Here is an 11,961-nt window from a genome sequence, read left to right as displayed (position 1 = left end):
TCGGTGGCCTTCCGAGTCAGGAGTGCCGGGATCCCGCCCACACACATCATCACTGTGGCCTTCACTGCAGACGGCGCAGCAGCTCGCCGGAGGTGATGAGGGCCTCCGCGGCGGCGATCTCCGGGGCCAGGTGACGGTCGGGGCCGGGGCCGTCGACGTGGGTGCGCAGGAGGTCGCGGGCCGCAGCCGTCACCGGGGCCGGGCGCAACGGAGCGCGGAAGTCGAGCGCCCGCGCCGCGGTGAGCAGCTCCACGGCCAGCACCGTGGTGAGCCCGTCGAGTCCGCGCCGCAGCTTGCGGGCCGCCGACCAGCCCATCGACACGTGGTCCTCCTGCATCGCGCTGCTCGGGATCGAGTCCACCGAAGCGGGCACGGCGAGCCGCTTGAGCTCGCTGACGATCGCCGCCTGCGTGTACTGCGCGATCATGTGCCCGGAGTCGACACCGGGGTCGGCCGCGAGGAACGCGGGCAGCCCGTGCGAGCGCGCCACGTCGAGCATCCGGTCGGTGCGGCGCTCGGCGATGCTCGCGACGTCGGCCACCCCGATGGCGAGGAAGTCCAGGACATAGGCCAGTGGGGCGCCGTGGAAGTTGCCGTTGGATTCCACGCGCCCGTCGGCGAGCACCACGGGGTTGTCAACGGCCGAGGCGAGCTCCCGGTCCGCGACGGTCTCGGCGTGCGCGAGCGTGTCCCTCGCGGCGCCGTGCACCTGCGGCGCGCACCGCAGCGAGTAGGCGTCCTGCACGCGCGGGCAGTCGGGACCGCGGTGGCTGGCGACGATCTCCGAGTCGGCCAGCGCCTCCCGCATCCGGCGCGCCGAGATCGCCTGGCCGGGATGTGGCCGCAGCGCCTGCAGGTCCTCGGCGAACACGCGGTCGGTGCCGAGCAGGGCCTCCACGCTCATCGCGGCGGTGAGATCGGCGACGTCGAGCAGCCGCTGGAGGTCGGCGGCCGCGAGCACGAGCATGCCCAGCATGCCGTCGGTGCCGTTGGTGAGCGCGAGCCCTTCCTTCTCCGCCAGCGTCACCGGCTCGATCCCTGCTCGGCGAAGCGCATCCGCGGCGGGAACGCGATGGCCCTCGGCGTCGAACACCTCGCCCTCCCCCATCAACGCGAGCGCGACGGCGGACAGCGGAGCGAGGTCACCGGAACAGCCGAGCGAGCCGTACTCGTGCACCACCGGCGTGAGGCCGGCGTTGAGCAGCGCGGCGAGCGTGCTCGCGAGCACGGGCCGCACCCCGGTGTGGCCGGTGGTGAGCGTGCGCAGGCGCAGCAGCATCAGTGTGCGGACCACCTCGGGCTCCACGGCCGCGCCCGCGCCGGCGGCGTGCGAGCGGATCAGCGAACGCTGCAGGTCGACGCGCCGTTCCGGCGGGATGTGGCGCACCGCGAGCGCGCCGAAGCCCGTCGAGACACCGTAGGCGGGCTCCTTCGCCTCGGCCAGCGCCTCGACGTGCCTGCGGGCCTCGGTGAGGTTCTTCTCGGCGACCGCGTCGAGGGCCACCGGCACGCCATCGCGGGCGACGGCGAGCACCTGGTCGCGGCGTAGCGGCGCACCCGTGAGCAGTACCTGATCCGGCATCCGTCCATTCCACCGCCGCCCGCCGGCGAGCATCATCGGTGGTACACCGGTTGTGTCTCGGATTCCAGACGGGAGGGCGAATGGGCGGCGGTAACGTGCCCGCGCTGCGACGCGGGCTCGCGCTCCTCGGGGCGCTCGCGCGGCACGCGGGCCCCGTCTCCGCGGCGGCACTGGCCCGCGACCTCGGGCTGCCGCGCTCGACGACGTACCACCTGCTCGCGGAGCTGGAGGCCGCCGGGTTCGTCGTTCACCTGCCCGCCGAGCGGCGCTACGGCCTCGGCATCGCCTCGTTCGAGCTGGGATCGGCCTACCTGCGGCACGACCCGCTCGAACGGCTCGCGGGCCCGATCCTGCGCAGGCTCGTCGACCAGGCCGGGCACAACGCCCACCTCGGCGTGCTCCACGGCAACGAGCTGCTGTACCTCGTCAAGGAGCGCCCGGCACGGCCCGAGACGCTGGTGACCGACGTCGGCGTGCGGCTGCCCGCGCACCTCACGGCATCCGGGCGGGCGATGCTGGCCCACCTGCCGCACGCCCACGTGCGCGCGCTGTTCCCCTCGGCGGCGGCGTTCGTGAACCGCACCGGCCGGGGTCCCCGCGATCTCGCCGGGCTGCGGCGCGCGCTGGCCGAGCAGCGCAGGCTCGGCTGGGCCGTGGAGGACGGGCACGTCACCGAGGGTTTCGCGTCGGTGGCGTACCCGGTCTTCGATCACGGGGGCAGGCCCATGGCCGCCATTTCCATCACGTTCCGGCACGTGTGCGACGTCGGTGACGGCTGCGCGCGGACCTGGCCCGACCTCGCCGGCCAGGTCCGCCGCGCCGCCGACGAGCTGACCACGCGCATCGGCGGCAGGCCCGCGTGACGCGAGCCGTGCCTCACTTCCCCAGGCGCTTGAGCAGCATGTCCTTGCCCTGGTCGCCTGCCTTGCGGTTGTTCTCCTGGATCTTGCGGAACCAGGTGGCCAGCTCCTCGTCACCGTCGCGCTCGGCGTCGGCGATGTACTGCTCCATCTGCCACACGTAGTGCAGCGAGGCCTGGATGGCGCTGATCAGGTTGTAGTTCTTGTCCTTGACGGGGCTCTGAGGTTCGGCTGCCATCATTGGTCTCCCTTCTGCGTACGCAGAAGGTGTAACCCCTGATCGGGAGAACAAACGGGGCCTCACTGCTGCTCTGTCCCTCGGCCGGTGCGTTGCCGCAGCTCGTCGATCAGGCGCGACGCCTCGGCCTTGCTCAGCCTGTCCGGCACGTCCTCGCCGGCCTCCTGGGCGAGCGTCCGCAAGTAGGACTCCTGCGGACCGGTCACCGGCTCGTCCCCCGTGACCCAATCGCGGCGGTCCTTCTCGGGGCTCTGGAAACCTTGACTCATGAACCCTCCTCGAGTCGAACGTATGGTCGACTCGAGGGTTCCCCGCAGGGTAACCCGCAAAACCGGCGCCTACTCGAACACGGATCCCGGGGCAGAGCATCCGGGCTGCGCCCCCAGAGAGACATACGAGGATCGAAAACAGCGAAGGCGCATCCCGCGGAGCAGGATGCGCCTTCGATCGAGTGGAGGTGCCGGGAATCGAACCCGGGTCCTCTGTCGCCTTTCCAGGGCTTCTCCGTGCGCAGTTCGCTGTGCCTCTACTCGGCCCCACCGGTCACGCGAACAAGCCGGTGTGACGGGCCCAGCCACTGTTTGTTTCCCTACCAGCTCCCGTGGCCGGGGCTGGAGGTAAGCCTCCTAGCTGATGCCGGCAGACCGGGTCGGAGGCTTCCCCGGGCCGACAGACTCGCACTCGCTCAGGCGGCGAGGGCGAAGTCGCGCTGACTGTTCGTCTTGGCGCTTATTTTAGTTGCGACGACGCTCACGGTGGTCGTTGCCTGCACCGGCACGCTTCCCCTGGATCAACGTCCAGAGTCGAGACCGTTCACCCCCTTGGTCGTTGTTGCTTTCCGATCAGGATAACGCGTCGGGGCAACTCGTTAATCCCGCAGGCGGCGGTAGGGACATCCCTACCCCGAACTCGCCAGCGAGCTTCATGGTTCCCGCAGGTCAGGCGGGCCAAGCTGGAAGCCGTCAGCCACAGCGAACGGAGCCAACCATGAACCCCGCACAGACCGAAGTGGGCAGCCGCCGGCCGCCGATCGGAGGGTCGGTCGCCTTTCTCCTGCTCAACCTGCCCGTGGGCATCGCGGGCTTCGTCTTCCTCGTGACCACGCTCTCCGTTGGCGTCTCCACGGCGATCATCTGGGTCGGCGTGCCGGTGCTGGCACTGGCGGTGCTGGCCACCCGGGGCGCCGCCAGGCTCGAGCGGGCGCGCATCTACGCCCTGCTCGACAACTACATCGCCCTGCCGTACCGGTCACTGCCCGAGGGTGACCAGAAGCAGCGCTGGAAGGCGCGGCTGAAGGACTCGGCGACCTGGAAGGACATGACGTACTTCCTGCTGCTGTTCCCGATCGGTGTCGCGCAGTTCTGCATCGTGCTGACCACCTGGGCGACGGCGTTGGGGCTCGCCGCGCTGCCGTTCTACTACCGGTACCTGCCGGAGGGCGCGTACTACTTCCCGTCCTGGGAGGTCCGCTGGTTCACCGTCGACTCCGTCCCGTCGTCACTGCCGTGGGCCGCGCTGGGCGTGCTGCTGCTCGGGGTGTCGGCGGTGCTCAGCCGGGGACTGGCGAGCGCGCACGCCCGGTTCGCGACGCTGCTGCTGGGCCCGGCCCCTCGGCAGCTCAGGGAGGACTCCTTTCCCGGCACGCCCGCGATGACCTCGGTGGCAGGATGATGACCAGCCCAGTGACGGAGGACTCACGCATGACGGACGGCAAGGCGGTGGCCGAACAGCCACGGCCGCAGGCCTTCAAGGCCATCGGCTTCATGATCGTGAGCTTCCCCCTGCGGTTGGTGCAGTTCGTGCTGATCGTGACGCTGGCTTCGGTCGGTGTCACCACCGTGATCATCTGGGTCGGCATTCCGATCCTCCTGCTCGCGACGCAGCTCACGCGCTGGTTCGGCGACCTCGAGCGTGCGTGGGTCCGCAAGGCGCTGGGCACTCCGCTGCCCCCGGTCGAGCGGGCGCAGGCAGAGGGCGGCTGGATGCGCCGCTGGTTCGCGCAGCTCACCGACCCGACCACGTGGCGCGATCTGGGCTACCTGATGCTCGCGTTCCCGCTCGGCGTGCTCGAGTTCGCGATCGGGCTGGTGGCGGTGATCCTCCTCCCCATCGCGATCTGGGTGGTGCCCAGCATCGGCTGGTTGCACGGCCAGCTGGCGATGTCGCTGCTCGGACCGCCGAAGGCGCAGCGCCTGGCGGCGAAGGCGTCGCGGCTGCAGGCGTCCCGGGCTCGTGGCGTGGACGCCGCCGAGGCCGAGCGCAGGCGCATCGAGCGGGATCTGCACGACGGCGCCCAGCAGCGGCTGGTGTCGGTGGCGATGAGCCTCGGCCGGGCGAAGGCGAAGCTGAACGGTGACCCCGCGGCGGTGCGCGAGCTGATCGACGAGGCCCACACCGACGCCAAGCTCGCCGTTTCGGAGCTGCGTGACCTCGCGCGCGGCATCTACCCCGCCGTGCTCGCCGACCGTGGCCTCGACGCGGCGCTGTCGGCACAGGCGGCGAAGGCGCCGATCCACGTCGACGTCGAGGTGAACGTGGAGCCGAGGCCGCCGGCCGCGGTGGAGACGACGGCGTACTTCATCGTGGGCGAGACGCTGACCAACATCGCCAAGCACTCGGGTGCGACCGAGGCCGGGGTGCGGGTGTGGCGGTCGGGCGAGACCGTGGTGGTCGAGGTGACCGACAACGGGCACGGCGGCGCGCAGATGCGACCGGGGGGTGGGCTTGCCGGGCTGGCCGACCGTGCTGCCACGATTGACGGCGTCATCTCCGTCGTCAGCCCACCCGGCGGTCCCACGGTGATCCGAGCGGACCTTCCCTGCACGTGGTGAGCTGCTGTTGTTCACCACTGGGGAGCTTGGATGCGGGTGGTCATCGCCGAGGATGCTGTTCTGCTGCGTGCGGGAGTCGAGCGCCTGCTGGCCGACGAGGGGATCGAGACGGTCGCCGCGGTCGGCTCCGGGGACGAGCTGCTGACGGCCGTCGAGCAGCACCGGCCGGAACTGGCCATCGTCGACGTGCGGATGCCGCCGACGTTCACTGACGAGGGATTGCGGGCCGCGCTGCGGGCCAGGCAGGTCGTCTCGGGCCTACCCGTGCTGGTGCTGTCGCAGTACGTCGAGGAGACGTACGCGGTGGAGCTGCTCTCCGCGGGCGCGGGCGGCGTGGGTTATCTGCTGAAGGAGCGAGTCGCCGATGTCACCGACTTCCTGGACGCCGTGCGCCGGGTCGCGAGCGGCGGCACCGCCATCGACCCGGAAGTGATCGCGCAGCTCATGGCCAGGGGCAAGAAGAACCCGCTGGACTCGCTGACGGCACGCGAGACCGAGGTGCTGGGTCTGATGGCCCAGGGCCTCTCCAACACGGCCATCGCCAACAGCCTGGTGGTCTCCCACGGGGCCGTCGAGAAGCACATCGGCAACATCTTCGCGAAACTCGGCCTGGAAGCCAGCTCCGAGGAGCACCGCCGCGTCCGCGCCGTCCTCACCTACCTGGGCCGCTGACCCACCTCCGCCGTCGTTTGGGGAGCAAGGGAGCTTTACTCCCGCGAAACGGGAGCAAAGCTCCCTTGCTCCCCTTTGGCCCACATCCACCCGCCAGGCGAGGGTAGGGCCGACCCCACCCCGCGGGGCCGAAAACCGGAAGATCAATACGCCAGCCCGCACGGCTGTGTGTCGCACCCCCGTTGACCAGGCTTGATGGCATGACCACGAGCCAGTTGAGCCCGCCGCGAACGCGGGACCGCTTCCTCGACATCGTCCGCGCCGTCGCCATCCTCGGCGTCGTCGTCCAGCACTGGGCGATGCCGGTGCTCGACTACTCCGGCGGCACCGTCACCACGGGCAACGCGCTCACCACACCCGGCTGGTGGGCCATCACCTGGCTGTCCCAGGTCATGCCGCTCGTCTTCTTCGCGGGCGGCGCCGCCAACCTGATCTCCCTGCGTCGCGCGAGCTCCACTCGCAGCTGGCTCGCCGCACGCCTGCGAAGGCTCCTGCTGCCGGTACTGCCGCTGTTCGCCGTCTGGCTCGTCGTGCCGAGGGTCCTGCACGACCTCGGCGTCCCAGAGCAACCGGTCGCCGTCGCCGGGGCGATCGCCGCCCAGCTGCTGTGGTTCCTCGCGGTCTACCTGCTCACCATCCTCGCGACGCCGCTGCTGGCCGCCGCCCACCGCCGCTTCGGCCTCGCCGTGCCGTTCGCGCTCTCCGCGGCGGCGGTGCTCGTGGACATCGCCCGCTTCGACGGCGTCCCGCTCGTCGGCTACGCCAACGCCGTGTTCGTCTGGCTCGCCGTGCACCAGCTCGGCTTCCACTACGCCGAGGGCAGGCTCGGCACGCTCTCTCCTCGCACCGCGCTCGGCATGTCCGCCGCCGGCTTCGGCGTCACCGCGCTGTTCGTCGCCTTCGGCCCGTACGCCGCGAGCATGATCGGCATGCCCGGCGCCCCGGTGTCCAACATGAGCCCGCCCACCGCCTGCCTGGTGAGCCTCGCCGTCGGCCAGATCGGTCTCGTGCTCGCCGCGAAGAAGGCGCTGAGCCGCCTCGCCGAGCGGCCCGCCGTCACCAGCGCACTCGGCTGGGTCGGGCCCCGGTTCATGAGCATCTACCTCTGGCACATGCCCGCGCTCGTGGTCGTGTCCGGCGTACTGGTGCTCGCGCTCGGCTACGCCACCCCGGTGCCGGGCAGCCTGCTCTGGCTCACCGCACTGCCTGCGTGGCTGACGCTGACCGGTCTCGTACTCATCACCCTGCTCCGGGTGTTCGGCCGCTTCGAGGCCACGCCCCCGCCCGCGACCGTCACCGCTCCGTTCTGGCAGCTGGTCATGGCGGGCCTGCTCGCCTCGGCCGGACTGCTGGGACTCGCCGCGACGGGTTTCGCGGGCGGCCCCGAGCTGTGGGTCGCACTCGTCGCGGGCGCGTACCTGCTCAGCGGGAAAGCGATCACTCGCGAACCGGTGCGGGCGGCGCAGGAGCACTGAAGCCGTTGGATCGCCGCTCGCTACGGGCCGGGTTGTTCAGGAGGCTAGAGTCCGAGCAGCTTCGCGGGCGTGTCGTGCAGGACGGCGCGAAGGAACGGCTCCCCCAGCCGGTCGTCTGCCTCCGCCCACTGCGCGATCGCCCGCAGCTGCGTGGCGTAGGAGTACGGGATGTTCGGGAAGTCGGTGCCCAGCACCACCCGGTCGGCGATCCCGGCCAGCCGCGCGGGCCAGTCGCCGGGCAGCGGCATGAAGCTCTCCGTGAAGGGCACGCCCACCATCGTGGTGTCGAGGTAGACCCGCGGGTACTCGGCCACGAGGGCGAGCGCCCGGTCGTACTCGGGCATCGCCGCGTGGGCGAGCACGGTCACCAGCCGCGGATGCCGGGCCAGCACCTCGGCGAACACGTCGAGTCCGGTGTGCTCGCCCCGCAGCGGGCCGTGTCCACAGTGGATCACCACCGGCACACCGGCGTCGGCGAGCGCGCCCCACGCGCCGTCCAGCAGCGGGTCCCTCGGGTCGTACGCTCCGACCTGCACGTGGGCCTTGACGCAGCGGACGCCGGCCCGCAGCGCCGCATCCACATAAGACGCCGCACCCGGCTCCGGGTACAACGTCGCCGTCGGCACGGCGTCCGGTTCCCTGGTGGCGAACTCCAGCACCCACTGGTTGAGCCACTCCGCCATGCCCGGCTTGTGCGGATAGACCAGCGGCGCGAACCGGCGGACGCCCAGCGACCGGAGCACGGCGAGCCGCTCCTGCTCGGGCAGCCGGTAGAACACCGGCCAGTCCATGCCGTAGTTCGTGGTCGCGTTGTCGAAGTACGCCCACACCTTCGCGAGCATGCGCTCGGGCAGGAAGTGGACGTGGATGTCCACGAGCCCGTCCAGCCCGAGCGAGGCCACCCACCCGGCGACGTCGTCGTCCGATGCCGGCCCCATCAGCGGCGGTACTTGCCCTTGACCGCGCGGCCCATCGCCCTGGCCACCTCGCGTTCGGCGTCGCGCTTGGCGAGGGACTGGCGCTTGTCGTACGCCTTCTTGCCCTTGGCGAGCGCCAGCTCCACCTTCACCTTGCCGTCCTTGAAGTACAGCGACAGCGGAACGAGGCTGACGCCGCCCTCCTTGGTCTTGCCGATGAGCTTCTCGATCTCGCCGCGGTGCAGCAGCAGCTTGCGGGTACGCCGGGGCGCGTGGTTGGTCCACGTCCCCTGCGCGTACTCGGCGATGTGCAGGCCGCGCAGGAAGATCTCGCCGTCGTCGACGGTCGCGAACGCGTCGGTGAGCGACGCCTTCCCGTCACGGAGGCTCTTCACCTCGGTACCCACGAGCACGACCCCGGCCTCGTACGTGTCGAGGATCGAGTAGTCGTGGCGGGCGCGCCGGTTCGACGCGATCACCTTCCGGCCGACTTCCTTGGGCATGCTTTCGACTTTAGCTCTAATGCCGCACGTACAGGCGGAGCGTCACGTAGCCGGTGATGGCCGAGATCAGCATCGACACCCCGAGCAGGATCGGCGCGACGGGGAAGAGCACGTCGATCAGCTCGATCTTGGGTATCGCGCCGCCTGTCGCCTCCAGAATGCGGTCGAGCGCGACGTACTTCAGCGTGATCAGCCCACCGACCCCGATGATCGCGCCGAGTGCGCCCGCGACCACCGCCTCGAGCAGGAACGGCAGCTGCGTGTACCAGCGCGTGGCTCCCACCAGGCGCATGATGCCCACTTCCGTTCGGCGGGTGTAGGCCGAGACCTGGATGGTGTTCGCGATCAGCAGGACGGCGGCGAGCGCCGCGATGAGCGCGATGATGAACGTGCCGTTCCGTCCGGAGTTCAGCAGGCTGAAGAAGCGGTCGAGGAACTTGTTCTGGTCGTCGACGTTGGCGACGCCGGCCTGCCCGGAGAACTCCTGCACGATCACGTCGCTGCGGGCCGGGTCGAACAGCTTCACGTGCAGGGAGGCGGGCAGGGCCTCCGGCCTGGCCAGCTCGACGAGCTCGGGCTGGCCCTCGAAGATCCGCTTGAAGCGCTCGTAGGCCTCGTTGCGGTCCTCGAAGACCACGGACTCGACGGCCTGGTTGCTCTCCAGCGCCTGCCGGATCGACGCACACGGCTCCCCGGTGCAGTCCCTGTCGTTGGCGCTGATGTCCTCGGTCAGGTAGACGGTCACCTCGACGTCGTCGAGGTAGCTTGCCTTCATCTTGTCGATCGTGCGGACGAAGAGCAGGCCACCACCGAACATGCCCAGCGAGATGGCGGTGGTGAGAATCATCGCGATGGTCATCGTGACGTTCCGGCGGAGACCGGTGATGACCTCGCTGAACACGAAGCTGGCACGCATCGGGAGGATGGTCCTTGGGTCGGGGGATATCGGGGGCGGGGGTGAGGAGTGGGTGCTCGGCGCTGCGGGGGATCAGCGACCGACGCCGTACACGCCTCGCTTGTCGTCTCGGATCACCCTGCCGAGATGCAACTCGACGACACGGCGACGCATGGAGTCGACGATCGAGTGGTCGTGGGTGGCCATCAGAACCGTGGTGCCGGTGCGGTTGATGCGCTCCAGCAGCAGCATGATGTCCTGACTGGTGTCGGGGTCCAGGTTCCCCGTCGGCTCGTCGGCCAGCAGCACCAGCGGCCGGTTCACGAACGCGCGGGCGATCGCGACACGCTGCTGCTCACCACCGGAGAGCTCGTTGGGCATCCGGTCCGCCTTGCCGTCGAGGCCGACCAACTCCAGCACCTCGGGCACGACCTTCGTGATGGTGCGCTTTGGCTTGCCGATCACCTCGAGCGCGAACGCCACGTTCTCGGCGACCGTCTTGTTGGCCAGGAGGCGGAAGTCCTGGAAGACGCAGCCGATCGTCTGCCGCAGCCGGGGGATCCTGCGGCGGGCCATCTTGGCGACGTCGAAGTTCGACACCATCACCCGGCCCTTGGTGGGCACCTCCTCGCGGAGGAGCAGCCGGAGGAACGTCGACTTGCCCGACCCCGAGGGGCCGATGAGGAAGACGAACTCGCCCTTGTCCACGTCCACGGACACCCCATCGAGCGCAGGGCGCGCCGAGGTCTTGTAGACCTTGGAAACACTATCGAGCCGGATCACGGTGCGCCATCCTACCCACGGCGCCCGTTAAGGCCAGGTTGCCTCCGCAAACCTAGGCCACTTCGGTCTCCTGTTGCTTGCGCCACCGGATGCCCGACTCGAGGAACGCGTCGAGCTCGCCATCGAGCACGGCGGTGGGATTGCCCACCTCCAGGCCGGTGCGCACGTCCTTCACCTGCTGGTACGGGTGCAGGACATAGTTGCGCATCTGGTTGCCCCAGCTGGAACCGCCGTCACGCAGCGCGTCCAGTTCGGCACGCTCCTCGGCCTTCTTCCGCTGGAGGAGCTTGGCCTGCAGCACCTTCATCGCCGCCGCCTTGTTCTGCAGCTGCGACTTCTCGTTCTGGCACGAGACGACGATGCCGGTCGGGAGGTGCGTGATGCGGACCGCGGAGTCGGTGGTGTTCACGCTCTGTCCACCCGGGCCTGACGAACGGTAAACGTCCACCCGAATGTCCTTTTCGGGCACGTCGACGTGGTCGACCTCCTCGACCTCGGGCAGCACCTCGACGTGTGCGAACGAGGTCTGCCTGCGGCTCTGGTTGTCGAACGGCGAGATGCGGACGAGCCGGTGGGTGCCCTGCTCCACCGAGAGCGTGCCGTAGACGTAGGGCGCGGTGACCTTGAAGGTGGCCGAGCGGATGCCCGCCTCCTCCGCGTAGGAGATGTCGTAGACGTCGGTCGGGTACCCGTGCCGCTCGGCCCACCGCAGGTACATCCGCAGGAGCATCTCGGCCCAGTCCGCGGCGTCGACGCCGCCGGCCTCGGAGCGGATCGTGATGACGGCGTTGCGCTCGTCGTACTCGCCGGACAGGAGCGTGCGCACCTCGAGGGCGTCGATGTCCTTCGCGAGGCCCTTCAGGTCGTTCTCGGCCTCGGCCGAGCTGTCGGCGTCCCCTTCGGCCTCGGCGAGCTCGTAGAGCACGCCGAGGTCGTCGAGGCGCTGGCGCAGCTCGGTGACCTTGCGGATCTCGGCCTGCTTGTGCGAGAGCTGGCTCGTGACCTTCTGCGCGGCCTCGGGGTTGTCCCAGAGGTCGGGGCGCGCGGCCTCCTCCTCCAGCTCGGCGACCTCTTTGCGCAGGGCGTCGACGTCCATCACGGACTCGATCTGGCTCAGCTTGCCGCCGAGGTCCTTCAGGACGGTTTCGAACTCAGCACTCACAACCCACAAGGTTACGGCAAATAGTGCGGCCGCTCGCGGCGGC

General features: G+C 70.0%; 13 protein-coding genes and 1 other RNA gene. 5 read left to right on the top strand and 9 right to left on the bottom strand.

Annotated features, from left to right (window positions below; translation table 11 throughout):
* Positions 1–61 precede the first annotated feature (61 nt).
* Entirely contained in the window at positions 62–1,582 is a 1,521-nt protein-coding gene (hutH, locus tag FCN18_RS36410; protein ID WP_137097306.1) for a histidine ammonia-lyase, read from the bottom strand.
* An 80-nt stretch (positions 1,583–1,662) separates the two neighbouring features.
* On the opposite strand from hutH, the gene FCN18_RS36405 reads away from it, so the two are divergent.
* Complete coding sequence (locus FCN18_RS36405) at positions 1,663–2,445, top strand: IclR family transcriptional regulator (RefSeq protein WP_112276594.1); 783 nt, start codon at positions 1,663–1,665, stop codon at positions 2,443–2,445.
* A 13-nt stretch (positions 2,446–2,458) separates the two neighbouring features.
* Here FCN18_RS36405 and FCN18_RS36400 read toward each other — a convergent pair whose 3' ends face one another.
* The 3 genes from FCN18_RS36400 to ssrA form a co-directional block, all read right to left on the bottom strand.
* Positions 2,459–2,680, bottom strand: a complete 222-nt coding sequence (locus tag FCN18_RS36400; RefSeq protein WP_112276596.1) for a hypothetical protein — start codon at positions 2,678–2,680, stop codon at positions 2,459–2,461.
* A 62-nt stretch (positions 2,681–2,742) separates the two neighbouring features.
* Positions 2,743–2,949 (bottom strand): DUF3072 domain-containing protein, encoded by a 207-nt coding sequence (locus FCN18_RS36395; protein WP_112276597.1) that lies wholly within the window; start codon positions 2,947–2,949, stop codon positions 2,743–2,745.
* A gap of 180 nt (positions 2,950–3,129) precedes the next feature.
* Positions 3,130–3,501: a transfer-messenger RNA gene (gene ssrA, locus FCN18_RS36390) on the bottom strand.
* A gap of 166 nt (positions 3,502–3,667) precedes the next feature.
* Here ssrA and FCN18_RS36385 point away from each other — a divergent pair.
* From FCN18_RS36385 to FCN18_RS36370, 4 genes are all read left to right on the top strand, one after another.
* Entirely contained in the window at positions 3,668–4,351 is a 684-nt protein-coding gene (locus FCN18_RS36385) for a sensor domain-containing protein (RefSeq protein WP_137097305.1), read from the top strand.
* Between the two features lie 29 nt (positions 4,352–4,380).
* Positions 4,381–5,511 carry a sensor histidine kinase gene (locus tag FCN18_RS36380; RefSeq protein WP_112276599.1) on the top strand — a complete coding sequence of 377 codons (1,131 nt, stop codon included), beginning with the start codon at positions 4,381–4,383 and terminating at the stop codon, positions 5,509–5,511.
* A 30-nt stretch (positions 5,512–5,541) separates the two neighbouring features.
* A complete protein-coding gene (locus tag FCN18_RS36375; protein ID WP_112276601.1) occupies positions 5,542–6,183 on the top strand; it encodes a response regulator transcription factor in 642 nt (213 codons plus the stop codon).
* A gap of 200 nt (positions 6,184–6,383) precedes the next feature.
* Positions 6,384–7,658, top strand: a complete 1,275-nt coding sequence (locus tag FCN18_RS36370) for an acyltransferase family protein (protein WP_137097304.1) — start codon at positions 6,384–6,386, stop codon at positions 7,656–7,658.
* 44 nt (positions 7,659–7,702) lie between these two features.
* On the opposite strand, the gene FCN18_RS36365 is transcribed toward FCN18_RS36370, so the two are convergent.
* The 5 genes from FCN18_RS36365 to prfB form a co-directional block, all read right to left on the bottom strand.
* Positions 7,703–8,596: an amidohydrolase family protein gene (locus FCN18_RS36365; RefSeq protein ID WP_137097303.1), complete on the bottom strand. Its 894-nt coding sequence runs from the start codon at positions 8,594–8,596 to the stop codon at positions 7,703–7,705.
* A complete protein-coding gene (gene smpB / locus FCN18_RS36360) occupies positions 8,596–9,078 on the bottom strand; it encodes an SsrA-binding protein SmpB (RefSeq protein WP_112276606.1) in 483 nt (160 codons plus the stop codon). Before smpB ends, FCN18_RS36365 begins: the two co-directional genes overlap by 1 nt.
* A gap of 16 nt (positions 9,079–9,094) precedes the next feature.
* Positions 9,095–9,994, bottom strand: coding sequence for a permease-like cell division protein FtsX (gene ftsX / locus FCN18_RS36355; protein WP_112276608.1), 900 nt, complete (start codon positions 9,992–9,994; stop codon positions 9,095–9,097).
* A 72-nt stretch (positions 9,995–10,066) separates the two neighbouring features.
* Positions 10,067–10,756 carry a cell division ATP-binding protein FtsE gene (gene ftsE, locus FCN18_RS36350; RefSeq protein WP_112276610.1) on the bottom strand — a complete coding sequence of 230 codons (690 nt, stop codon included), beginning with the start codon at positions 10,754–10,756 and terminating at the stop codon, positions 10,067–10,069.
* Positions 10,757–10,808: 52 nt separating this feature from the next.
* Complete coding sequence (prfB, locus tag FCN18_RS36345) at positions 10,809–11,918, bottom strand: peptide chain release factor 2 (RefSeq protein ID WP_112276612.1); 1,110 nt, start codon at positions 11,916–11,918, stop codon at positions 10,809–10,811.
* Between the last annotated feature and the right edge of the window lie 43 nt (positions 11,919–11,961).

This window comes from Prauserella endophytica, assembly GCF_005146945.1.
Lineage (GTDB): Bacteria > Actinomycetota > Actinomycetes > Mycobacteriales > Pseudonocardiaceae > Prauserella_A > Prauserella_A endophytica.
This window is presented reverse-complemented; position numbering and strand designations above follow the sequence as displayed.

What these genes read in the sequence shown, in the direction of transcription:
- hutH (WP_137097306.1), bottom strand. Translation starts at nt 1,582, where the DNA reads ATGCCGGATCAGGTACTGCTCACGGGTGCGCCGCTACGCCGCGACCAG.
- FCN18_RS36405 (WP_112276594.1), top strand. Translation starts at nt 1,663, where the DNA reads ATGGGCGGCGGTAACGTGCCCGCGCTGCGACGCGGGCTCGCGCTCCTC.
- FCN18_RS36400 (WP_112276596.1), bottom strand. Translation starts at nt 2,680, where the DNA reads ATGGCAGCCGAACCTCAGAGCCCCGTCAAGGACAAGAACTACAACCTG.
- FCN18_RS36395 (WP_112276597.1), bottom strand. Translation starts at nt 2,949, where the DNA reads ATGAGTCAAGGTTTCCAGAGCCCCGAGAAGGACCGCCGCGATTGGGTC.
- FCN18_RS36385 (WP_137097305.1), top strand. Translation starts at nt 3,668, where the DNA reads ATGAACCCCGCACAGACCGAAGTGGGCAGCCGCCGGCCGCCGATCGGA.
- FCN18_RS36380 (WP_112276599.1), top strand. Translation starts at nt 4,381, where the DNA reads ATGACGGACGGCAAGGCGGTGGCCGAACAGCCACGGCCGCAGGCCTTC.
- FCN18_RS36375 (WP_112276601.1), top strand. Translation starts at nt 5,542, where the DNA reads ATGCGGGTGGTCATCGCCGAGGATGCTGTTCTGCTGCGTGCGGGAGTC.
- FCN18_RS36370 (WP_137097304.1), top strand. Translation starts at nt 6,384, where the DNA reads ATGACCACGAGCCAGTTGAGCCCGCCGCGAACGCGGGACCGCTTCCTC.
- FCN18_RS36365 (WP_137097303.1), bottom strand. Translation starts at nt 8,596, where the DNA reads ATGGGGCCGGCATCGGACGACGACGTCGCCGGGTGGGTGGCCTCGCTC.
- smpB (WP_112276606.1), bottom strand. Translation starts at nt 9,078, where the DNA reads ATGCCCAAGGAAGTCGGCCGGAAGGTGATCGCGTCGAACCGGCGCGCC.
- ftsX (WP_112276608.1), bottom strand. Translation starts at nt 9,994, where the DNA reads ATGCGTGCCAGCTTCGTGTTCAGCGAGGTCATCACCGGTCTCCGCCGG.